Source organism: Candidatus Arthromitus sp. SFB-turkey (genome assembly GCF_001655775.1).
GTDB classification, from domain to species: Bacteria; Bacillota; Clostridia; order Clostridiales; family Clostridiaceae; genus Dwaynesavagella; species Dwaynesavagella gallinarum.
Genome location: NZ_LXFF01000017.1, coordinates 43,333 through 65,283, shown reverse-complemented (window position 1 = coordinate 65,283; position 21,951 = coordinate 43,333). Strand labels below are relative to the sequence as shown.

34 protein-coding genes are annotated in these 21,951 nt (G+C 27.3%); 32 read left to right on the top strand and 2 right to left on the bottom strand.

Features of this window, described 5'->3' with window-relative positions; translation table 11 throughout:
• Positions 1–12: 12 nt before the first annotated feature.
• The 29 genes from rplE to trxA all read left to right on the top strand — a co-directional run bounded on the left by rplE (position 13) and on the right by trxA (position 18,039).
• Entirely contained in the window at positions 13–552 is a 540-nt protein-coding gene (rplE, locus tag A6P36_RS03630) for a 50S ribosomal protein L5 (protein WP_066761090.1), read from the top strand.
• 19 nt (positions 553–571) lie between these two features.
• Positions 572–757: a type Z 30S ribosomal protein S14 gene (locus A6P36_RS03625; protein ID WP_066761088.1), complete on the top strand. Its 186-nt coding sequence runs from the start codon at positions 572–574 to the stop codon at positions 755–757.
• 24 nt (positions 758–781) lie between these two features.
• Positions 782–1,180 (top strand): 30S ribosomal protein S8, encoded by a 399-nt coding sequence (rpsH, locus tag A6P36_RS03620; RefSeq protein WP_066761086.1) that lies wholly within the window; start codon positions 782–784, stop codon positions 1,178–1,180.
• A gap of 23 nt (positions 1,181–1,203) precedes the next feature.
• Complete coding sequence (gene rplF / locus A6P36_RS03615; RefSeq protein ID WP_066761085.1) at positions 1,204–1,746, top strand: 50S ribosomal protein L6; 543 nt, start codon at positions 1,204–1,206, stop codon at positions 1,744–1,746.
• Positions 1,747–1,776: 30 nt separating this feature from the next.
• Positions 1,777–2,136, top strand: a complete 360-nt coding sequence (gene rplR / locus A6P36_RS03610; RefSeq protein ID WP_066761083.1) for a 50S ribosomal protein L18 — start codon at positions 1,777–1,779, stop codon at positions 2,134–2,136.
• 21 nt (positions 2,137–2,157) lie between these two features.
• Positions 2,158–2,649 carry a 30S ribosomal protein S5 gene (gene rpsE / locus A6P36_RS03605; protein WP_066761081.1) on the top strand — a complete coding sequence of 164 codons (492 nt, stop codon included), beginning with the start codon at positions 2,158–2,160 and terminating at the stop codon, positions 2,647–2,649.
• 11 nt (positions 2,650–2,660) lie between these two features.
• The gene (gene rpmD / locus A6P36_RS03600; RefSeq protein ID WP_066761076.1) at positions 2,661–2,840 is read left to right on the top strand and encodes a 50S ribosomal protein L30; all 180 of its coding nucleotides are present in this window, start codon (positions 2,661–2,663) and stop codon (positions 2,838–2,840) included.
• A 13-nt stretch (positions 2,841–2,853) separates the two neighbouring features.
• Positions 2,854–3,294 carry a 50S ribosomal protein L15 gene (gene rplO / locus A6P36_RS03595; RefSeq protein WP_066761075.1) on the top strand — a complete coding sequence of 147 codons (441 nt, stop codon included), beginning with the start codon at positions 2,854–2,856 and terminating at the stop codon, positions 3,292–3,294.
• A gap of 5 nt (positions 3,295–3,299) precedes the next feature.
• Complete coding sequence (gene secY, locus A6P36_RS03590; RefSeq protein ID WP_066761074.1) at positions 3,300–4,574, top strand: preprotein translocase subunit SecY; 1,275 nt, start codon at positions 3,300–3,302, stop codon at positions 4,572–4,574.
• A 15-nt stretch (positions 4,575–4,589) separates the two neighbouring features.
• A complete protein-coding gene (locus A6P36_RS03585; protein WP_066761067.1) occupies positions 4,590–5,249 on the top strand; it encodes an adenylate kinase family protein in 660 nt (219 codons plus the stop codon).
• On the top strand, positions 5,236–5,979 hold the full coding sequence (map, locus tag A6P36_RS03580; RefSeq protein WP_066761066.1) for a type I methionyl aminopeptidase: 744 nt from the start codon (positions 5,236–5,238) through the stop codon (positions 5,977–5,979). The genes A6P36_RS03585 and map overlap by 14 nt, the downstream gene beginning before the upstream one ends.
• Positions 5,980–6,032: 53 nt before the next feature.
• Positions 6,033–6,251, top strand: a complete 219-nt coding sequence (gene infA / locus A6P36_RS03575; protein ID WP_066761062.1) for a translation initiation factor IF-1 — start codon at positions 6,033–6,035, stop codon at positions 6,249–6,251.
• A gap of 19 nt (positions 6,252–6,270) precedes the next feature.
• The gene (gene rpmJ / locus A6P36_RS03570) at positions 6,271–6,384 is read left to right on the top strand and encodes a 50S ribosomal protein L36 (protein ID WP_066761056.1); all 114 of its coding nucleotides are present in this window, start codon (positions 6,271–6,273) and stop codon (positions 6,382–6,384) included.
• A 19-nt stretch (positions 6,385–6,403) separates the two neighbouring features.
• Positions 6,404–6,772, top strand: a complete 369-nt coding sequence (gene rpsM, locus A6P36_RS03565) for a 30S ribosomal protein S13 (protein ID WP_066761054.1) — start codon at positions 6,404–6,406, stop codon at positions 6,770–6,772.
• A 16-nt stretch (positions 6,773–6,788) separates the two neighbouring features.
• Positions 6,789–7,187: a 30S ribosomal protein S11 gene (gene rpsK / locus A6P36_RS03560; protein ID WP_066761053.1), complete on the top strand. Its 399-nt coding sequence runs from the start codon at positions 6,789–6,791 to the stop codon at positions 7,185–7,187.
• Positions 7,188–7,201: 14 nt separating this feature from the next.
• Complete coding sequence (gene rpsD, locus A6P36_RS03555; protein WP_066761052.1) at positions 7,202–7,828, top strand: 30S ribosomal protein S4; 627 nt, start codon at positions 7,202–7,204, stop codon at positions 7,826–7,828.
• A gap of 51 nt (positions 7,829–7,879) precedes the next feature.
• Entirely contained in the window at positions 7,880–8,824 is a 945-nt protein-coding gene (locus A6P36_RS03550; protein ID WP_066761050.1) for a DNA-directed RNA polymerase subunit alpha, read from the top strand.
• Between the two features lie 15 nt (positions 8,825–8,839).
• Positions 8,840–9,181, top strand: coding sequence for a 50S ribosomal protein L17 (rplQ, locus tag A6P36_RS03545; protein ID WP_066761048.1), 342 nt, complete (start codon positions 8,840–8,842; stop codon positions 9,179–9,181).
• A 106-nt stretch (positions 9,182–9,287) separates the two neighbouring features.
• Positions 9,288–10,127: an energy-coupling factor transporter ATPase gene (locus A6P36_RS03540; protein WP_066761047.1), complete on the top strand. Its 840-nt coding sequence runs from the start codon at positions 9,288–9,290 to the stop codon at positions 10,125–10,127.
• Positions 10,103–10,969 carry an ATP-binding cassette domain-containing protein gene (locus tag A6P36_RS03535; protein WP_066761046.1) on the top strand — a complete coding sequence of 289 codons (867 nt, stop codon included), beginning with the start codon at positions 10,103–10,105 and terminating at the stop codon, positions 10,967–10,969. The genes A6P36_RS03540 and A6P36_RS03535 overlap by 25 nt, the downstream gene beginning before the upstream one ends.
• A complete protein-coding gene (locus A6P36_RS03530) occupies positions 10,966–11,757 on the top strand; it encodes an energy-coupling factor transporter transmembrane component T family protein (RefSeq protein WP_066761044.1) in 792 nt (263 codons plus the stop codon). The genes A6P36_RS03535 and A6P36_RS03530 overlap by 4 nt, the downstream gene beginning before the upstream one ends.
• A 7-nt stretch (positions 11,758–11,764) precedes the next feature.
• Positions 11,765–12,505, top strand: a complete 741-nt coding sequence (truA, locus tag A6P36_RS03525; RefSeq protein ID WP_066761042.1) for a tRNA pseudouridine(38-40) synthase TruA — start codon at positions 11,765–11,767, stop codon at positions 12,503–12,505.
• Positions 12,506–12,616: 111 nt separating this feature from the next.
• A complete protein-coding gene (rplM, locus tag A6P36_RS03520; protein WP_066761041.1) occupies positions 12,617–13,051 on the top strand; it encodes a 50S ribosomal protein L13 in 435 nt (144 codons plus the stop codon).
• A gap of 19 nt (positions 13,052–13,070) precedes the next feature.
• Complete coding sequence (gene rpsI / locus A6P36_RS03515) at positions 13,071–13,463, top strand: 30S ribosomal protein S9 (protein WP_066761040.1); 393 nt, start codon at positions 13,071–13,073, stop codon at positions 13,461–13,463.
• 115 nt (positions 13,464–13,578) lie between these two features.
• Positions 13,579–14,262, top strand: a complete 684-nt coding sequence (gene cwlD, locus A6P36_RS03510) for an N-acetylmuramoyl-L-alanine amidase CwlD (RefSeq protein ID WP_066761038.1) — start codon at positions 13,579–13,581, stop codon at positions 14,260–14,262.
• On the top strand, positions 14,259–14,768 hold the full coding sequence (locus A6P36_RS03505; protein WP_066761037.1) for a citrate lyase holo-[acyl-carrier protein] synthase: 510 nt from the start codon (positions 14,259–14,261) through the stop codon (positions 14,766–14,768). The genes cwlD and A6P36_RS03505 overlap by 4 nt, the downstream gene beginning before the upstream one ends.
• A 176-nt stretch (positions 14,769–14,944) precedes the next feature.
• On the top strand, positions 14,945–16,519 hold a 1,575-nt coding region (gene ptsP, locus A6P36_RS03500), incomplete at its 5' end, for a phosphoenolpyruvate--protein phosphotransferase (RefSeq protein ID WP_156507972.1).
• 24 nt (positions 16,520–16,543) lie between these two features.
• The gene (iadA, locus tag A6P36_RS03495) at positions 16,544–17,722 is read left to right on the top strand and encodes a beta-aspartyl-peptidase (RefSeq protein ID WP_066761036.1); all 1,179 of its coding nucleotides are present in this window, start codon (positions 16,544–16,546) and stop codon (positions 17,720–17,722) included.
• Between the two features lie 8 nt (positions 17,723–17,730).
• Entirely contained in the window at positions 17,731–18,039 is a 309-nt protein-coding gene (gene trxA, locus A6P36_RS03490) for a thioredoxin (RefSeq protein WP_066761031.1), read from the top strand.
• A 32-nt stretch (positions 18,040–18,071) separates the two neighbouring features.
• Here the strand turns inward: trxA and A6P36_RS03485 are convergent, their stop codons facing one another.
• Both A6P36_RS03485 and A6P36_RS03480 read right to left on the bottom strand, forming a co-directional pair.
• Positions 18,072–18,779, bottom strand: coding sequence for a hypothetical protein (locus A6P36_RS03485; RefSeq protein ID WP_066761029.1), 708 nt, complete (start codon positions 18,777–18,779; stop codon positions 18,072–18,074).
• A 71-nt stretch (positions 18,780–18,850) separates the two neighbouring features.
• Positions 18,851–19,813 (bottom strand): hypothetical protein, encoded by a 963-nt coding sequence (locus A6P36_RS03480; RefSeq protein WP_066761028.1) that lies wholly within the window; start codon positions 19,811–19,813, stop codon positions 18,851–18,853.
• Positions 19,814–19,904: 91 nt separating this feature from the next.
• On the opposite strand from A6P36_RS03480, the gene cdaA reads away from it, so the two are divergent.
• The 3 genes from cdaA to A6P36_RS03465 are packed head-to-tail and all read left to right on the top strand — an operon-like array spanning position 19,905 to position 21,950.
• The gene (cdaA, locus tag A6P36_RS03475) at positions 19,905–20,762 is read left to right on the top strand and encodes a diadenylate cyclase CdaA (protein ID WP_066761023.1); all 858 of its coding nucleotides are present in this window, start codon (positions 19,905–19,907) and stop codon (positions 20,760–20,762) included.
• Complete coding sequence (locus tag A6P36_RS03470; protein WP_066761022.1) at positions 20,723–21,685, top strand: CdaR family protein; 963 nt, start codon at positions 20,723–20,725, stop codon at positions 21,683–21,685. The genes cdaA and A6P36_RS03470 overlap by 40 nt, the downstream gene beginning before the upstream one ends.
• Positions 21,686–21,704: 19 nt before the next feature.
• On the top strand, positions 21,705–21,950 hold the full coding sequence (locus A6P36_RS03465; protein WP_082917604.1) for a 4Fe-4S dicluster domain-containing protein: 246 nt from the start codon (positions 21,705–21,707) through the stop codon (positions 21,948–21,950).
• The last annotated feature ends 1 nt before the right edge of the window (position 21,951 follow it).

Below are 21,951 nucleotides of genomic sequence, written 5' to 3'. Positions count from 1 at the left end.
AGTTTGTGGATATTGTCTAGATTAAGAGAAAAATATGTTAACGAAATAGTTAATGATTTAATTAAGAAATTTGAGTATAAAAATAAAATGCAAGTTCCTAGAGTAGAAAAAATCGTTGTTAATATGGGAGTTGGAGAAGCAAAAGATAATGTTAAAATTTTAGAATCTGCACTTAATGATTTGCAATTAATTTGTGGGCAAAAACCTATTGTGTGTAGAGCTAAAAAATCTATATCTAATTTTAAGTTGAGAGAAAATATGCCAATAGGATGTAAGGTTACGCTTAGAAGAAATCGTATGTATGATTTTATGGATAAATTGTTGAATGTTGCGTTACCAAGAGTTAGAGACTTTAGAGGAGTATCTGAAAAAAGTTTTGATGGTAAAGGGAATTATACTTTAGGGTTAAAAGAACATTTAATTTTTCCTGAAATAGAATATGATAAAATAGATAAAATAAGAGGACTTGAAGTTATATTTGTTACAACTGCAAATACTGATGAAGAAGCAAGAGAGTTATTAAAATTTTTAGGGATGCCATTTGCTAATTAATTTGTAAGGAGGTAAAGTTGTGGCTCGTAAGGCAATGATTGAAAAATGGAAAAAACCTGCTAAATATAAAACAAGAATTTATACTAGATGTAATTTGTGTGGTAGACCACATGCTGTATTGAGGAAGTTTGGTATATGTAGGATTTGTTTTAGAGAATTAGCATATAAAGGTCAAATTCCAGGATGTACAAAATCAAGTTGGTAAGAATAGAGAGGAGGTATATAGGGTATGGTTATGACTGATCCAATAGCGGATTTATTGACTAGAATAAGAAATGCTAACATGATAAGACGTGAAGTATTAGAAGTTCCAAATTCTAAAATAAAGAAGGAAATATTGAGAATTTTATTAAACGAAGGTTATATAAAATCTTATGAAGATTATAGTGATGGAGTTATTCCTATGATCAAAATAAATTTAAAATATGGTAGAAATAATGAAAAAGTGATAACAGGTCTTAAGAGAATTTCTAAGCCAGGACTTAGAGTATATTGTAAGAAAGATAATATACCACGTGTATTAAGTGGTTTAGGTATAGCTATAATATCAACTTCTAAAGGTGTTATGGTTGATAGAGAAGCAAGAAAGTTAGGTTTAGGTGGAGAGGTTATCTGTTACATTTGGTAGTCAGAGGTTAGGAGGTATTTAATATGTCTAGGGTCGGTAAATTACCTATAATTTTACCAGATGGAGTTAATTTTAAGATTGATGCAGAAAATATAGTTACTGTAGAGGGTAGTAAAGGTAAATTAGTAAAGAAAATGCCGAGTGAAGTTTTAATAAAACAAGAGGATAAGCAAGTAGTTATTGAAAGAAAAGAAGAAAGTAAGAGATATAAGCAAATGCATGGTTTAACAAGGGCTCTTATATTTAATATGGTAAAGGGAGTTTCGCAAGGGTATGAAAAGATTTTAGAGTTGAATGGAGTTGGTTATAGAGCTCAGATTAAAGGGAAAAATATAGTTTTAAATTTAGGATATTCACATACTGTTGAGATTGAAAATGTTGAAGGGATTACATATGAAGTACCTAATCAAACTCAAATAATTGTTAAAGGTATTGATAAACAATTAGTTGGAGAAGTAGCTGCTAAAATTAGACAATGGAGAAAGCCAGAGCCATACAAAGGAAAAGGAATTAAATATTCAAATGAGGTTATTAGAAGAAAAGAAGGTAAAACTGGTAAAAAATAAATATAGTTAGTAAGAAGGGAGTGAAACAAAATGATAAATAAATTTGATAAAGTTAAGAAAAGAAAAAGAAGACATTTGAAAATTAGAAAGAAAATTTATGGAACAGCTGATATTCCAAGATTATGCGTATTTAGAAGTTCAAAAAATATATATGCTCAGTTAATTGATGATAATAAAGGAGTAACTTTAGTATCTGCGTCTACATTAGATAAGGATTTTGAAGGTATTGGAAGTAATAAAAATGCTGCTAGAGAAATTGGAAAAAGATTGGCCCAAAAAGCTATAAAGAAATCTATAAATAAAGTTGTGTTTGATAGAAGCGGATATTTATATCATGGTAGAATTTCAGAATTAGCTGAAGGTGCACGTGAAGAAGGTCTACAGTTTTGATTATAAAGGAGGGAAATAGACATGAAAGGTAATGTTTCAGAATTAAAAGAAAAAGTTGTATTTATAAACAGGGTTACAAAAGTTGTTAAAGGTGGTAGAAATTTTAGATTTAGTGCTTTAGTGGTTGTTGGAGATGGAAAAGGTCATGTTGGGGTTGGAACTGGTAAATCAGCTGAAGTTCCAGATGCCATTAGAAAAGGTATTGAAGAAGCTAAAAAGAATTTGATATATGTTCCAATAATTAAGGATACAATTCCACATGAAGTTGTTGGAATTTTTGGCAAATCTAAAGTTTTAGTAATGCCTGCTAGGAAAGGAACAGGTATAATAGCGGGTGGACCTGTTAGAAGTGTTCTTGAATTAGTAGGTATAAAAAATGTTACAGCTAAATCTTTGGGTTCTAATAATCCTAAAAATGTTGTTGAAGCTACGATTGAAGCATTATTATCTTTAAGAACTTTGGAAAAAATAGCAGAACTTAGGGATAAAAGTGTATCAGAAATAATAAGTTAGGGGTAGTAATTATGGATAAAGTAAAAATTCGTTTAAAGCGAAGTTTGATTGGTAGAAAAAAAGAACAGAAAGATACTGTTTATGCTTTGGGATTAAAAAAGATTGGAAGTGTAGTAGAGCATAAAAAAAGTCCAGAAATACTTGGAATGATTAATAAGGTTGATTTTTTATTGGAAATTATTGAAGGTTAAGGAGGTTTTAATAATGAAATTACATGAATTAAAACCAGCTCCTGGAAGTAGGAAAACAAGTAAGAGACTTGGAAGAGGTACAGGATCAGGATTAGGAAGAAATTCAGGTAAAGGAGAAAAGGGTCAAAAATCTAGAAGTGGCGGTGGTGTTAGATTAGGGTTTGAAGGTGGACAGATGCCATTGTATAGACGTGTACCTAAAAAAGGGTTTAAGAATCCTTTTAAAAAGAATTATGCTATTTTAAATTTGGAACGATTGAATATTTTTGAAAATGGATTTGAAGTTACAGAACAAATTTTGCTTGATAATGGATTAGTTAGTAATTTAAAAGATGGTGTTAAGATACTTGCAAAAGGTAATTTAGAGAGGAGTTTAACTGTTAGAGTTTCTAAATTTTCACATTCAGCTAAACAAAAGATTGAAGCTGTTGGTGGAAAAGCAGAGGTGATTTAGGTTAAATGTTTAAAATTTTAAGGAATGCCTTTAAAGTTAAAGATCTTAGAAAAAGAATACTATTTACTTTATTTATTGTTGTTGTTTTTAGGGCTGGTAATTTCATACCTATTCCTGGAATAAATACTGAAAGTTTAAAACAATTAACTTCAACAGGATTATTTGGATTTTATGATTTAATATCAGGTGGTGCTTTAGAAAGATTCAGTATTTTTGCTCTTGGAGTTGTTCCCTATATTAATGCATCTATAATAGTTCAGTTGCTTTCTATGTCTATTTCTAAGTTTGAACAGCTATCTAAAGAGGGAGAAGAAGGGAGAAAAAAATTACAAAATATAACTAGATATCTATCTATATTTTTGGCTTTTGTTCAATCTTATGGTACGTATTTGTTAATATCAAATGTTGGTGCGATAGAAGATAGATCTATATTTTCTCTTGTTTTTATAATAGTTACGCTTGTTACTGCATCTACTCTTTTAGTATGGATAGGAGATCAAGTTAGTTTACATGGAATAGGTAATGGAGTATCATTATTTATATTTGTAAATATTGTTTCGAGATTTCCTACAATGTTTATACAAATAGATGCTTTGCAAAAAGCTGGAGAAGTAGGATTGATTGAAATTGCAATATTTTCTGTTGTTGCAATTGGATTATTAATTTGGACTATATATATGAATTTAGCAGAAAGAAGAGTTATTGTTCAGTATGCTGGTAAACAATTATCAGATAAAAATGCTAACAATCAAGCTCATATACCTTTTAGTATAACTGGATCTGCAGTAATAGCTATAATTTTTGCTACATCTGTTTTACAATTTCCTGCGACTATTGGTGCTTTTTTTTCACAAGATGCATGGATAAATAGAGTTTTAGTAAATGGTACATACAGTCCATTTAGGATAAATTCAACATTATATATTTTGTTATTTTCATTTTTGATAGTATTTTTTACATGGTTTTATACTCAGGTTACTTATAAGCCAGATGAGATGGCAGAAAATATGAATAAATCAGCGGGATTTATTCCAGGAATAAGGCCAGGAGAGGCAACGGCTAGATATATAGAAAGAATATTAGATAGGATTTCTATAATAGGTGGTGTGTTTGGAGCAATATTAGCTTTATTTCCAATTTTTATGGATTTATTTACTCCTTTTAGGGGGCTTCAGTTTGGGGGGACTATGCTTTTAATATTGATAGGTACTTCAGCTGATACTATGAGGCAGATTGAATCTCAATTAATTTTGAGACATTATCAAGGATTTTTAAAATAAATCGGAGATGATTTAGTGAAAATATTGTTGATAGGTCCACCAGGAGTTGGAAAAGGAACTCAGTCAAAGTTAATTTGTGAATTTTATGGACTTAGTCATATTTCTACTGGTGATATATTAAGAAAACATATAGATAGATGTACTAATATAGGTAGGGTAATAAATAGGTTTGATATTAATAATGGTAAATTTGTTCCAGATAAATTAATCAATGATTTGATTAAACAAATGAATATAGAAGGTTTGTTTAAAAAATCTTATTTATTGGATGGATATCCGAGAACTCTTAACCAAGCAGAATTTTATGTTAATAAAATTTTAGATAAATTGAGTAAATATATAGTTATATATTTAAATGCTAGTAGAGAGTATATTTTAGATAGGATTTCTCAAAGAAGAATTTGTTCAGGTTGTGGCAATGTGTATAATTTGAAAAATGTTTCCCCTAAGAATTCAGGAATTTGTGATGAATGTGGAAAAAGTTTAATTCAAAGGTTAGATGATAGAATAGATGTATTTAATGGAAGATTAGAAATTTATGATAAAATGACGCTTGATGTAATTAAGTATTTTATGAGTTTAAATGTATTATTTGAAGTAGATGCTTCTAGAGAAATTAATGATGTTTTTGGAAATATTAAAAATATTATAGGTGAATATTATGATTTATATTAAAAATGATGATGATATTTTTTTGATGAAAAAAGCAGGGCATATAGTTAGGGATACTTTGAATTTAATTAAATCTATCATAAAACCTGGAATAAGTACAAATTATTTGGATTGTGAAGCAGAGAAATATATTTTAAGTTGTGGAGCGAAACCGTCATTCAAAGGATATTATGGTTTTCCGTCTACTTTATGTATTTCTATAAATAATGAAGTTATACATGGTATACCTTCGGATAAGATTATTAAAGATGGGGATATAGTTAGTGTAGATTGTGGAGCTAATATTCATGGATTTCATGCGGATGCAGCTAGAACTTTTTCAGTTGGAAGAATTTCAGAAGAAGCTGATAATTTAATTAAGGTTACTGAACAAAGTTTTTTTGAGGCTATAAAATATGCTAGAGAATTAAATACTATTGGGGATATATCTTTTGCAATTCAAAATTATGTTGAAAGTCATGGATATTCAGTTGTAAAAGCATTTACTGGTCATGGAATTGGTAAAGATCTTCATGAATCTCCTGAAGTTCCAAATTTTGGGAGAAAATCGTCTGGGATTATGATTAGAAAAGGAATGGCTTTAGCTATTGAGCCTATGGTTAATATGGGAAGTGAACATATAAATGTATTAGATGATAATTGGACAGTTATTACTAGAGATGGAAGTTTATCAGCTCATTATGAAAATACGGTTATAATAACTTCAGACGAACCAGAAATTATAACATTATAAATTTTGTGAATTGATAGAATTGTTATATTAATAATTAAAGGAGGGTTAAAGAAATGGCGAAAGATGATATTATAGAAATGCAAGGAGTGGTTAGAGAATCTTTACCTAATGCCATGTTTCAAGTTGAACTTGAGAGCGGACATATGATTCTTGCGCATATTTCAGGAAAGCTGAGAATGAATTTTATAAGAATAATTCCTGGAGATAAAGTAAAGATAGAGATGTCTCCTTATGATTTAACCCGTGGTAGAATAACTTGGAGAGCTAAGTAATTTGTAGGAGGATATTGTTGTGAAGGTTAGAGCATCTGTTAAACCTATATGTGAAAAATGTAGAATTATAAAAAGAAAAGGTAAAATCATGGTTATATGTGATATACCTAAGCATAAACAAAAACAAGGATAAAGTGAGGTGAATTTTCAAAATGGCTAGAATTTCAGGTATTGACATACCAAAGGATAAAAGAGTTGAAGTGAGTTTGACTTATATTTATGGCATAGGTTTATCTACATCTAGACGAATATTAAAAGAAACTAATATAAATGGTGATACGAGAGTTAAAGATTTAACTGAGAACGAAATAAATTCAATAAGAGACTTTATAAATAAGAATTTAAAAGTTGAGGGAGATTTAAGAAGAGATGTAGCTTTAAGTATAAAAAGGCTTATAGAAATTGGGTGTTATAGAGGAATAAGACATAGAAAGAGATTGCCTTTAAGAGGTCAAAGAACTAAAACTAATGCTAGGACAGTTAAAGGTCCAAGAAAAACAATAGCAAATAAAAAGAAGTAAGGAGGTAAGTTATTAAATGGCAGTTCAAAAAGCTAAAAAAGTTAATAGACGAAAAAAAGATAAAAAAAATGTAGATCATGGTTCGGCTCATATAAAATCGACATTTAATAATTCAATAGTTACGTTAACAGATATAAATGGTAATACTTTAGCATGGTCTAGTGCTGGAGCTTTAGGATTTAAAGGATCTAGAAAAAGTACTCCTTATGCTGCACAAATGGCAGCAGAAACTGCAGCAAGAGATGCTATGGAGCATGGACTTAAGAGTGTTGAGGTTTATGTAAAAGGACCTGGTTCAGGTAGAGAAGCAGCAATAAGATCATTGCAAGCAGCAGGATTAGAGATTACTTTAATAAAAGATGTAACACCTATTCCTCATAATGGATGTAGACCACCTAAGAGGAGAAGGGTATAATTTGGAGGTGTAATATGGCTAAATATAATGGTCCGCAGTGTAAATTATGCAGAAGAGAAGGTATGAAATTATTTTTAAAGGGTGATAGATGTTATTCTAATAAATGTGCGGTTGTTAGAAGACAGAATGCTGGTGCACCTGGTCAACATGGTCAAACAAGGAAAAAATTATCAAACTTTGGTCTTCAATTAAGAGAAAAACAAAAAACTAAAAGAATATATGGTATGCTTGAAAAACAGTTTAGACTTACTTATGATAAAGCAGATAAAAAAGCTGGTATTACTGGGGAAAATTTAATTAGTTTTTTAGAAATGAGATTAGATAATGTAGTATTCAAGTTAGGGTTTGCAAACTCTAGAAGAGAAGCTAGACAATTAGTTTCACATGGCCATTTTTCTGTTAATGGTAGGAAAGTAGATATAGCTTCTTATAGAGTTAAAATTAATGATATTATAGAAGTTAGAGAAAAAAGTCGTTCACTTGAAAAGTTTAAAGTTTTGTTTGAAAATAATACGTCTATTCCTTCATGGCTTACTATTGATGGTGAGAGATATAGAGGAAAGGTTGTATCTATTCCTTCTAAGGATGACTTAAATGTACAATTTAATGAAACTTTAATTGTAGAGTTTTATAGTAAATAATTTTTGAATCAGTTGCCCTTAAAAATTATGTTAAGGGAGGGTTTTTTATATATGTTTGATATTGAAACGCCTAAGATTGAATGTGTAGAGTGTAATGATAATGGAACATATGGGAAATATGTGGTTGAGCCTTTAGAGAGAGGTTATGGAACTACTCTTGGTAATTCATTAAGGAGAATATTGTTATCTTCTTTACCAGGTGTTGCTACAACATCTATTAAAATTGATGGAGTATTACATGAATTTTCCACAATTAAGGGAGTAAAGGAAGATGTAACAGAAATTATTTTAAATATTAAAGAACTTGCTCTACGTATGGATGAAGAGGGGAGTAAAGTATTACACTTAGATGTAAAAGGTAGTAAGGTTGTTAAAGCCGGTGATATACAAGTAGAAGATGGAATTGAAATTATAAATAAAGATTTACATATAGCAACGCTTGAAGATGATGGACATTTAAATATAGAAATTACAGTTAATAAAGGTAGAGGATATGTACCACAAAATAAAAATAAAATTGAAAATAGTATAGGTCATATTCCAATAGATTCTATTTATACTCCTGTAAAAAGAGTAAATTTTATGGTAGAAAATACAAGAGTAGGTCAAATCACTGATTATGATAAGCTTACTATAGAAGTGTGGACTAATGGTTCTATAAAAGTTGATGAAGCTATAAGTTATTCTTCAAAGATTTTAATTGAACATTTTAAATTATTCTTAGGATTAACAAAAGAAGCTAATGAAGTTGTAGTCATGGTTCAAAAAGAAGAAGATAAAAAAGAAAAAGTGCTTGAAATGACTATTGAGGAATTAGATTTTTCTGTTAGAAGTTATAATTGTTTAAAGCGTGCGGGTATTAATACAGTTCAAGAGCTTGCACAAAAATCTTTAGAGGATATGATGAAAGTTAGAAATCTCGGTAAAAAATCTTTAGAAGAGGTTGAAAAAAAACTTAAAGATTTAGGATTAAGTTTAAGGCAGAGCGATGAATAATAGGAGGTGTTTAATTTGGCTTGGCAAAGAAAATTAGGTAGACCAACAGATCAAAGAATAGCTATGCTTAAAAATCTTGTTACAAGTTTTTTAAAGCATGGAAAAATAGTTACAACAGTAACAAGAGCTAAAGAAACTCAAAGTTTAGCTGAAAAAATGATAACTCTTGCAAAAAGAGGAGATTTGCACGCAAGACGTCAGGTTTTGTCTTTTGTTAAAGAAAAGCAAGTTGTTAAATCGTTGTTTGATGAAGTTGCTTCTAAATATCAAGATAGAAATGGTGGATATACAAGAATAATAAAAATTGGACCAAGAAGAGGCGATGGTTCTGAAATGGCTGTTCTAGAATTAGTATAGTTTTTGTTTGTGGGAAATTAAGAAGTTTGTCTTAATTTCTCTTTTTGTTTTTTGAAGAAAATTTGATATAATGTTGTGTATTATAAGTAGGTTGGGAAATTGAATTATGAATAATTGTATAAAAATTATAGATGTTTCATTTAAATATAATGAATATGAAGATTATGTTTTAAAAAATATAAAATTGACTATTAATGAAGGAGAATTTGTTTGTATTGTAGGTGGAAATGGTTCTGGAAAATCTACATTATCAAAACTTATTAATGGAATTTATGAGCTTAAGTATGGGGATATTTTTGTTAATTCTATGAGCGTTAGAGATCAAAAAAATATTTTAAATATAAGAAAAATACTTTCCATTGTTTTTCAAAATCCTGATAATCAAATTGTTTCTACTCTTGTTTTAGATGATGTTGTGTTTGGCCTTGAAAATATTCTAAATGATAGGGAAGAAATTCAAAAAAGGGTTTATGATGCACTTGAAAAAGTTCATATGCTTGAGTATAAAGACCATAATACAAATATGTTATCAGGTGGGCAAAAACAAAGGGTTTCAATTGCTGGAGTTTTATCTATGAAACCTAAATATATTATTTTTGATGAATCTACATCCATGCTTGATCCTAATGGTAAAAGGGAAGTATTATCTATTTTAAAAGAGATAAATGAAGTTTATGGAATTACGGTTATATTAATAACTCATTTTATTGAGGAATGTCTTTTAGCAAATAGAATTGTTGTTTTAAGTAAAGGGATAATCAAATATGATGGCAATCCAAGGAAAATTTTATGGGATGAAAAATTTTTATTTGAAAATAATTTAGATACCACATCATCTTGTAGAATATCAAATTATTTAAAAAAAATGGGTTTTCACAATGAAGAAAATATATTTGATTTGGAGGAACTTGTTGATTTGTTATGTCGATTGAATTTAAAAATGTAGAATATACTTATCTTAAAAATACTCCTTTTGAAAATAAAGTGTTACATGATGTAAATTTTAAAATTAATAAGGGTGAGATAATTTCAATTATTGGGCATACTGGAAGTGGTAAATCTACTCTTGTTCAGCTTATGAATTTGCTTCTTAAAGGTTTTTCAGGAGATATTATAGTTGACTCTTCAAGTGCTAAGGACAAAAAAGTAAAGCATGTTGATATTAGAAAAAAGTTTGGATTTTCTTTTCAATATCCAGAGTATCAATTTTTTGAGGAAACCATATATAAAGATATTTCATTTTCTTTGAAAGTTCGTGGTGAAAGTGATTTAAATATAGAGCGTAAAGTTAGAGGTGCTATGAAAATGGTATCTTTAGACTTTGAAAAATATAAAGATAAAAGTCCTTTTGAAATTAGTGGTGGGGAAAAAAGAAAGGTTTCTTTAGCTTCTATGCTTGTTTTAAATCCTGAATATATTATTTTAGATGAACCAACTGTTGGTCTTGATCCTAAAACTCGTGAAGAAATAATTTTAATTATTGAAAGGTTAAATAAAGAATTTAATAAGACTATTATTATAGTAACTCATATTATGGATTTAGTTTATAGGCTTTCACATAGAGTTATGCTTTTAAATAAAGGGAAAATTATAAGTTTTGAAGAAACACATAAATTTTTTATGAATGAAAAAATTTTAAATGAGTATTTAATTGAAAAACCATATTTATTAAAGTTATACTTGTGTTTAATGGAAAAAGGTATAAATTTAGAAACTTGTCCTAGAAATATTCATGAAATGGAAAATGTATTAAGCACTTATTTTAAAAATAAGAGGGAAGGTAAATGATTGATAATATTATAATTGGTCAATATGTAAAAAGCGATTCTTTTATACATAAACTTGATCCTAGAACTAAAATAATACTTAATATTGTATATATTCTTGGTGTGTTTTTTATTGATGATATAAAAGGGTATTTAGCTTATTTTCTAATAGTGTTTTTTGTGTCATTTTCATCTAAAATTAAAATTTATCATTTATTAAAGGCTTTGAAAACTATAAGTATGTTTATTATTTTAACCTCTCTTTTTAATGTGTTTTTCATAAAAGAAGGAAATATAATTTTTAATGTTGGGTTTTTAAAGATTTATGATAAAGCTCTTATTACATCTATTTTTATAAGTTTTAGGGTAATATTTTTAATATTAGGGTCAACTATTTTAACACTTACAACTTCTCCAACAGAATTAACAGATGGTTTTGAATCTCTTATGAAACCTCTTAGAAAATTAAAGGTACCTGTTGGGGAAATTTCTCTTATGATTAGTATTTCTCTTAGGTTTATTCCAACTCTTTTAGATGAAACAGATAAAATAATTAAAGCTCAAAAGTCTAGGGGAGTTGATTTTGAAAGTGGAAGTATTGTAAAGAAAATTAAAAATATTGTACCTATTTTAGTTCCTCTTTTTATAAATTCATTTAGACGTGCAGATGAACTTGCTATTGCTATGGAATCTAGATGTTATCAGGGAAGTGAAAATAGATTTAAATTTAGGGTGTTAAAATTTACAAGAAATGATTTTATAAGTTTTATTGTGTTTATAAGCCTTATTGTTTTAACTTCTTTTATATAGGTGATTTATGAATATATGTTTAAAAATTTCTTATTTAGGCACTAATTATTTCGGATTTCAAAAACAAAAAAATAACATTACAGTGCAAGGAACTCTTGAGAATGTATTTTTAAAAGTATTTAATAGAAATGTTAATATTATAGGGTGTAGTAGGACAGATTCTGGAGTTCATGCAGAGGAATACTATTGTAATTTTCATATTGAGGAATTTAATGTTCCTTTACATAATATAAAAAATGCTTTAAATTCTAATCTTCCTTATGATATAAGGGTAATTGATTGTTATGAAGTTTGCTATACGTTTAATTCAAGGTATGATGCTATAAAAAAAGAGTATGAGTATAAAATATTTAATGGGGAGGTATTACCACCTATAAAATATGTGAATCACATGCATTTTAAATATAGTCTAGATTTTTTAAAAATGAAGGAAGCTTCTAAATATTTTGAAGGTGAGCATGATTTTATAGGGTTTATGAGTAAGGGATCTTCTACTTCAAATACTGTTAGAACTATTTTTAAAAGTGATATTTACAAAAAAGATGAAGTTATAGTTTATAGTGTTTTAGGAAGTGGATTTTTATATAACATGGTTAGAATAATAGTTGGAACTTTAATAATGGTTGGGCAAGGGAAAATAGATTATAAAAATGTGCCTTATATAATTAAATCATGTGATAGGAAAATGTCAGGATTTGTAAGTGATGCAAAGGGGTTATGTTTGAAAAAAGTTTTTTATGATAATTGACATAGTATATAAAGTTTATTATAATACTAATGTTATGTATAATTTAGAATAACAAATCCACTGCCCCGGATTTTTTTATAAATTAAGTATCATTTTTACTAGGAGGATATTATGAAGTCATATTTGCCAAAAAAAGATGAAATTCAAAAAAAGTGGTATGTTGTTGACGTAGAAGGAATGGTTCTTGGAAGAGCAGCAAGTCAAATAGCTTCTATTTTAAGAGGAAAGCATAAGCCAGAATTTACACCTAATATGGATTTAGGGGATTTTGTAATAGTATTAAATGCAGATAAAGTTGTTTTAACAGGAAAAAAACTTGATCAAAAGATGTATAAGTATCATACTGGGTATCCAGGAGGACTTAAAGAAATTCCATATAAGAAATTTTTAGATAAAAAGCCTGAGTTTTTATTTTATGAAGCAGTTAGAAGAATGATTCCGAGAGGTCCACTTGGAAGAAGTCAAATGAAAAAACTTAAGGTTTATAGAGGTTGTGAACACAATCATCAAGCTCAAAATCCTCAAGAGTTGAAATTGAAATATTAATTTGGAGGGAGGAGTTATTATGGGTAAAATTCAATATATGGGAACAGGAAGAAGAAAGAAATCAGTTGCTAGAGTTTTTTTAGTTCCTGGAAATGGAAATGTAATAATAAATAAAAGAAGTATGGATGAATATTTTGGATTGGATACTTTAAAGTACATAGTAAATCAACCATTAGTTCTAACAGATACTTTGTCTAGATATGATGTTAAAGTTAATGTACATGGTGGAGGTTTCACAGGTCAAGCTGGAGCTATAAGACATGGAATATCAAGAGCTTTAGTTAAGTCAGATGAAAACTTAAGACCAATTCTTAAAAGAGAAGGATTTTTAACTAGAGATCCTAGAATGAAAGAAAGAAAGAAATATGGTTTAAAGAAAGCGAGAAGAGCTCCACAATTCTCAAAAAGATAATATTTTTTATTTTCAAGGTTCAAACATTTGTTTGAGCTTTTTTTTGTTTACATAAAATTAAATAAAAATGTCAAACATAAGAGTGAGGATGTAAATTATATAAAGGGGTTTTAAAATGAGGATAGGTAATTTATTTAAAATTCTTACTTTAAGCGTTTTTATTTTTTGTTTTGTGGTTTTTAAAGTATGTTCTATGGAAAATAATAAAATTATCTTAATAGATCCAGGGCATGGAGGAATTGATGGAGGGGCTGTATCTTTAACAAAAACTTTAGAGAAGGATTTAAATCTTCAAATATCTTTAAAACTTAGAGATATTTTAGAAAATAAAGGTTACAAAGTATTTATGACTCGTGATGAAGATGTTTCACTTTCAAATAGTGAAAATGTTAAACAAAAAAAGAGAGAAGATTTAAATAAAAGGTGTAGCATGAAAAAGGAAGTTTCATGTGATATATTTTTAAGTATACATATGAATAAATTTCCAGATTCTTCAGTTAAAGGATCTCAAGTTTGGTATCCTATTTACAGCGAGAAAAGTAAAAAATTAGCTCAAAGTATGCATAAACAATTTAAAGAAACATTAAAACAAGAAAATAATAGAGAACCTAAAGGGGTTAAAAATGAGTATGTAATACTTAGAGATGGATATTTAGGAGCATCTGTAATAGTTGAATGTGGATTTATATCTAATAAAGAAGAAGAAGCAAAATTAAAAGATGATAATTATCAAAATGAATTGTGTAATGCTATAGCATTAGCTATTGACGATTATTTTAGTGGAGGTAATTTGAATTGATTTTTAATTTTAAAGGTAAGATTCAGTCTAATGTATTTATTGATAATTTACTTGCAAAATCTAATGGAAATATTGTTATTATTAGACCAATTTATTATAAGGAAATTAAAAAATCTGAAATTTCATTATCTATATTAAATTTAATAATAGGAAAATTAGAATCTTTATATGATAAAGATATGACCTTTAAAATGATAATGAGTGATGAAGACGGACCTATTGTATTTGTTGTTATAAATAAAGATTCTTTTGATTTAAAGCATGATATGGCTGTATTTGAAGATGAGGATGAACTTGGTCAACTTGGAGTATATATGGTATATGATAAAATAGAAAATAGGTTCATAAAAAGAAGTGAAGCTAATTCTGATTATAGAACTTGTCCTATTTGCAGAGATGAATATATTAATTGTGATATAAATAATAAGCATAATAGAGATGAAATAATTAAACATTTAAGTAGTAGATATTCAGAACTTAGAAAGGAATTTTTTTCAGTTATTTAGTAGTAAATTAATTAGAAATTTATTGAATATATTAAAGAAAAGATTTACACTAATTATTGTAAAAATAGTTATATATATATTTAAACATGAAGTATATTTATTATAAATTAAAAATTATTTTTATTAATTTAAAAATAAAAATTTTAAAAATTATTTATTGTTTTTGTTTGTTTANNATAAAAAAAGATATAAAAATAAATATTAACAATTTAAAAATTGAAAATATAGATATTGAAATAAAGAACTTAGAAGATGCTCTTAGTAAAACAAGAGAGCAACTAGAATTTTTGAGAAAAAAAATAGAAACTGAAGTTGGGAAAGAAGAATCTTTAGTTTTTGAAAGTCATCAAATGATACTTGAGGATCCTGAATTTATTGATAAAGCAAAAGATATGATAAAAAATAATAGTGTTAGTGCTGATTATGCAATTGATAGTGTTAAAAAAGAGCTTGTTCTTGTTATGGAAAGTATTGATGATGAATACATGAGAGAAAGAGCTGCAGATATTAAGGACGTATCAGATAGAATAGTTAGAAATATTTTAGGTATACAGGAAGAAGTGGAAATAACTGAACAAAATACTGTTGTTGTTGCACATGATTTAACTCCATCAGATACCGCTCAACTTGATAAAAGTAAGGTTTGTGGATTTTTAACAAACATTGGAGGTAAAACATCACATTCAGCTATAATGGCTAGAACAATGGAAATTCCAGCTATAGTTGGAATGAATAATATAACAGATATTGTTAAAAATGGAGATATTGTTTTAGTAAATGGTGTTGAAGGGTATGTAATAATAAATCCGAAAGATTCGGAAATTAAAGAGTTTGAAAATTATATAAGAAGTTACAATGAAGAAAAAGAGAAGTTAAAAGCTTTAAAAGATGTTAAAATATATGATAAAAATAATAGACAAATTGAAATTTGTGGGAACATTGGTTCCACCAAAGATGTGGATCAAGTTTTAGAAAATGGTGGAGATGGAATAGGTTTATTTAGAACAGAGTTTTTATATATGGATAGAAGTAATATGCCATCAGAAGAGGAGCAGTTTAATTCCTATAAAGTAGTTCTTGAAAAAATGAATGGTAAACCTGTTGTAATTAGAACACTTGATATAGGAGGAGACAAAAAACTCGATTATTTAGATTTAGGTCATGAAATGAATCCATTTCTTGGATATAGAGCTATTAGACTTTGTTTAGATAGAGTGGATATATTTAAAATTCAGCTTAGAGCACTTTTAAGAGCTTCTATATATGGTAATCTTAAGATTATGTTTCCAATGATTTCTTCAATTGAAGAATTTAGACAAGCCAAGAAAATTTTAGAAGAGTGTAAACAAGAACTTATAAATGAAGGGGTTGTTGTAAGTGATTCAATTGAGGTTGGAATAATGGTTGAAATTCCATCAACGGCAGTTTCAGCTAGTGAATTTGCAAAAGAAGTTGACTTCTTTTCAATAGGAACTAATGATTTAATTCAGTATACACTAGCTTGTGATAGAATGAATGAAAAAGTATCTTATTTATATAATCCAATGCATCCATCTGTACTTTCTCTTATAAAAATGACCATAGATGGAGCTCATGCTGAAGGTAAATGGGTTGGAATGTGTGGAGAAATGGCTGGAGATGAGGAGGCTATTCCTAAACTTTTAGAATATGGATTAGATGAATTTTCTATGTCAGCAACATCTATTTTACCAGCTAAAAAGCAGATTTTAGACATATTAGATAAAAAATAAAATATTTCATGAAGGTGAAATTCTATGGTAACTATTATAAAAGACATTGAAGTTTATGCACCAGAGAGTTTAGGCAAAAAAGATGTAGTGTTTTTATTTGATAAAATAGAAGGATTGTATGATAAAATAAATGAAATCAATCCCCTTATAGAATGTGAGGTAATTGATGGAAGCGATTATATAATGTTTCCTGGATTAATTGATTCTCATGTTCATATATCAGGTGGTGGTGGGGAAGCTGGTTTTAAAAGCAGAACACCAGAAATTAGTATTACAGATTTAATAACTTCTGGAATTACTACAGTTGTTGGATGTTTAGGAACTGATAATGTATGTAGGAATATGAATAATTTACTTGCTAAAGCTTATGGTCTTGAGGAAGAAGGAATAAGTACTTATGTTTATACGGGATCATATGAAATACCCGTTAAAACTATAACTGGAGATATAAAAAAGGATCTTATGCTTATTCCTAAAGTAATAGGTGTTGGAGAAATTGCTTTATCTGATTATAGATCTTCAAAGCCTAGTTTTGAGGAGTTTATAAAAATTATTCATGAGGCAAAAGTTGGTGGAATTTTATCTAATAAAATGGGAATTGTACACATTCATATAGGTGATTCTAATGAAGGGCTTAAATATTTATTTGATATTTGTGTAAATAAAGATATAAACTTATCTCAAATTATTCCTACTCATGTAAATAGAAATAGAAAACTTTTAGATTCTGCTATTGAATATGGTAAGAAGGGTGGATATTTTGATTTAACAAGTAGCTATGTTAAAGGTATAGAAGAAGAGGAAAATTTACGTATAAGTAAAATTATTCCCGAAATTTTATCAAAAGGTGTAGATGTAAGTCATATTACTTGTTCTTCAGATTCTCAAGGGAGTTTACCTATTGTAGATGGTAATGGTAATTTTGTTGGAATTGGAATTGGAAAACCAAATTCTTTATATAATGAAATAAGGGAATTATTAAATAATTCTAAAATTTCAAAAAGTCATATAATATCTCTTGTAACTAAAAATGTTGCAGATATATTAGGACTTAAACATAAGGGAGAAATAAAGAAACATAAAGATGCAGATGTAATTCTTGTAGATAAGCAAGATTTTGAAATAAAATATGTGTTTTCAAAAGGTAAGAAAATGGTTTATAATGGTAAATTATTAGTAAATGAAACTTTTATTAAGGAGTGATTAAGTTTATGATTAATGTTAATGATGCAAATTTTCAAGAGGAAGTATTAGATTTTAAGGGACTTGTGGTTATAGATTTTTATGCTGATTGGTGTGGACCTTGTAAATCGTTTGGACCTATATTTGAAGAGTTTTCAAATGAGAATAGTGACGTGAAATGCGTTAAAATAAACGTTGATGAAAGTACAATTTCTAGAAAATATAAAGTTATGAGTATACCAACAGTAATTTTATTTAAAGATGGTGAAGTTTGTGATAGATTTGTTGGTGTTATGCAAAAAAGAGATTTAGTTGAGTTTGTAAATAAAAATAAGTAAAGAAAAGATGCTAGAGTTTTCTAGCATCTTTTTTATATATGAATGTATTCACTTAAGGTTGAATTTATTTCTAAATGAATTTCATTTAAGGTTTGATTAAGCATTAAGAAATTTGATTTAAGAGATTCTACATCATTAATGTTACTTACTATACTATTTAGCTGTGAAACTTTTTCATTTAAATCTATATTTGAATAGTTTCCTTCAGAATTTTCTAGAGCAAGTACCGAATAATTAATTATTTCTGATATATTTTTTAATTCCTCTTTAACTTCATCTATATTGTTAGCGTTTAAAATATTATTTAAATTTTCAGTTTGAATATATTGATTTGTTAAGTAGCAAAAAAGTATGTTTGATTTAAGAAATTTTTGCTCTATTTTAGAATTAACAACAGAATAAGGATAGTTTACTATGTCATTTATTAAATCTTTAATTTCAGATTTTTGTTTTGTTATATTAAAATACAAATTAGAATTTTTAATATCATTTATTTCCAAACCTTTTTTAAAAATGTGATTATATTTGTTGTATAAATTAACTAAAACTTCAGCCATTTCTTCTTTTTGATTTCTTTTTGTATTTTTATTTTCAATATTAAATATATTTAAAGGTGCTTTTATTTCTCTTTCTTTTACATCATTTATTGGTAATGCTTGAGCACTGTAAGTTATATACGGAAGAGTTGTTGTCAAAGCACCTATTGATAGGCTCAATGCTAAATTTTTAAGTTTTTTCATAAATACCTCCGTAAATTTAAAGGTATAATTAGTTACTCTTTAGTTTGTGCAGTTATTTAAAAAATATTAGTTTAGTTGTACAAAGAATTTGAAATACTTACTTTAGAATCTATTTTATGTTTTAAAGTATTGTATTTATTTAAAATTTTTGAATAAACAAATTCTGTTTGCTCATACATTTTTTGCAGATTTTCATCTGTTAATTCATTTGCTTCTGATAAATGTTCATTTTTAATAGAATATTTTAATTTTGTATTGTATTCATCATAAAGATCTAAAATTTCTTCAATTTCATGATATATAGATAAACCTTCTTGAGGTATTGGAAGTTTTGAAAGTTTAGATTTTAAATTTTTTAAAACGTTTAAATTTTTTTCTAATGTATTTAAAATTAATTGATAGTCATATTTGTTATCTCTAGCTTTTTTTAATTTTTCATCAATGTTTTCTATTAAAGGAAGGAATTCATACATAATGGAGTTTACTTCACTTATAAATTTATTTAAGCTTAAGGTTGATATGGAGTTTATTTTTTCTGAGTAAAAATTATTTTCATAAGCATCTTGAACATTTGAAATTGTATTTATGGTTTCTGTTAAAATATTTGAATTAGCTGGTAGGGATTTTAAACTTAGGATTATTTGATCAAAATGGTTTTTAAGAGCAACGATGTTTTCATTTATATTTTCAGTGTCTGATTGTAGATTTGATATTTGTTTTATGTATAGCTCTGATGAATTTATTAAGTGATTGAAGGTTTTAGTTTCATGAACTTTCAGAGAAGTGTTAATATTTTTTTTAGATTCTTGTAATATGTATATGTTTTCTAAAGATTTTGATATATTTTCTTTAGAATATAAATTGTCATCTAAGATTTTATATATGTTATTTAGGTGTGAAATATATGAATCTAATTTATAGTTTGGATTATGTTCTTTATTTATAATTAAATATGTTATAAAACAGCAAATACTGAAGAAAATAATAAATAAAAATATTGATATTATTTTAAATAAATTTTTTTTAATATGCAAAATGTTTTCGCCCCTTTAAAAATCATTTAGTTTATTATATTATTGAGTTAGTTAATAAATTCTTTAAAAAAGAAAAAAAAGAGGTAGATAATTGGAGTTTTTAAATATTGTTTTAAATACAATTAAAAATATAAATGTATTTGATTTACTAGATATATCGATAGTTGCGTATGCTTTATATAAGGCTTATATGCTTATAAAAGAAACTAGAGCTGAACAATTATTAAAAGGGATTTTATTTATATTAGTTTTAATACCTATTAGTTACCTTTTAAATTTAACTATGGTTTATACTATTTTAAAAAATACTTTAACTATAGGTGTTTTAACTATTGTTATTTTGTTTCAACCAGAAATACGTAAAGCACTTGAACATTTAGGTAGAAGTGCTTTTTCAGATATACATAATAAATATTATAATAGTTACGTTAAAAATGATTTTATTGTTGAGATTTGCAAAGGAATTGCAAATATGTCTAGCAAAAATGTTGGAGCGTTAATTGTGATAGAGAGAAATACAAAACTAGCAGATATTGTTGAAAGTGGTACTAAATTAAATTCTAAAATTAGTTCTGAGGTTATAGAAACAATATTTTTTCCTAACAGTCCTTTACATGATGGGGCTATTATTATACGAGAGGGTTTAATAGAAGCTGCAGGATGTTTTCTTCCTCTTAGTTATCAAAATATTGATAAAAGTTTAGGAACAAGACATAGGGCAGCTCTTGGAATATCAGAGATTAGTGATGCTGCGGTTATTGTTGTTTCTGAAGAGAGTGGAATAATATCTCTAGTTGTAAATGGTAAAATGACGAGAAACTATGATTTTGAAAAATTAAATTCCTTACTTAGTAGGATGTTTGTATATAATAATTTAAAATCAGCATCTTTTAAAGGCAGGGTAAAAGGTTGGATAAGAAAAAAAATAAGAATAAAGCACAATTCATAAATGTAAAGATATTGTGTTTAATAGTATCGTTTATGCTTTGGATTTATATATTTATAACTTTAGATCCTATGATTACAACTAAGATTTATAATATACCTGTAAATATTATAAATAGTTTAAGTTTGAAAAAAAATGGATTAATTGTATTACCTGATCAAAAGTTTACAGTTAATTTAACTGTTGAGGGGAATGCATCAGATATATATAATTTGAAGGCAGAAAATTTTGAAATATTTTTAGATTTAAGCTTGTATGAGATTGAGAAGGGAGAAAATGTAGTAAGAAGCTATATACGAAGTATACCTTCTAATATTTCAATAACAAAACCTAATGATTTAGATATTAAAATTTTAATAGATGAGTTTGTAGAAAAAAGAGTATCTGTTGACAAGGTTATTGAAAAACATAATACTGAGGGGTTTTATTCTTTTGAACCTATAATCACTCCTGAATATGTTATAGTTTCGGGAGCATCAAAATTTGTAAATGAAGTTGATAAAGCTGTTGTTAATGCTAAGTTTGAAGATTTAAAACAGGATACTTATCAGAGTTTAAAAGTTAAATTTTTAGATAAAGATGGAAAAGAAATAAATGAATTTTTAGATGTTTATCCTGACGTTGTTGAGATGTATATTATGGTTAGAGCTATGAAAGATGTAGAGGTGGATGTTCCTTTTGTAAATAATTTGCAAGAAGGATTAAAGCTTGAAAGTATTGACATTATACCTAAGGAAATAAAAATAATTGGAGCTGAGGATGTAATATCAAATATTTATAAAATTTCTTCTGAAAGTGTTGATTTATCTAAGATAGAGGAAAATTCTATATTAGAAGTCCCATTAAAAATTTCAAATGGTATAGAGACTGTAGATAACAGGAAATCTGTTACAGTAAAAGTTAAAGTTAGTAAAGTTGAAGAATGATAATTATAAATTTAATTAAATGTTTAAGGAAGAAGTGATATTTATATATAAGGTTATATTTAGGGAAGAACGGTGCAAGGGATGTACACTTTGTGAGACGGTTTGTCCGAAGAAAATAATTTCTATGTCTAGTAAATTAAATGATTCAGGGCATTATGTTGCTCAAATAGTACATCATAAGGAAAAAGATTGTATAGGATGTGGGTTTTGTTTTAGAATGTGTCCAGATTCTGTTATAACTATAGTTGAAAATAAAGGAGAATAGA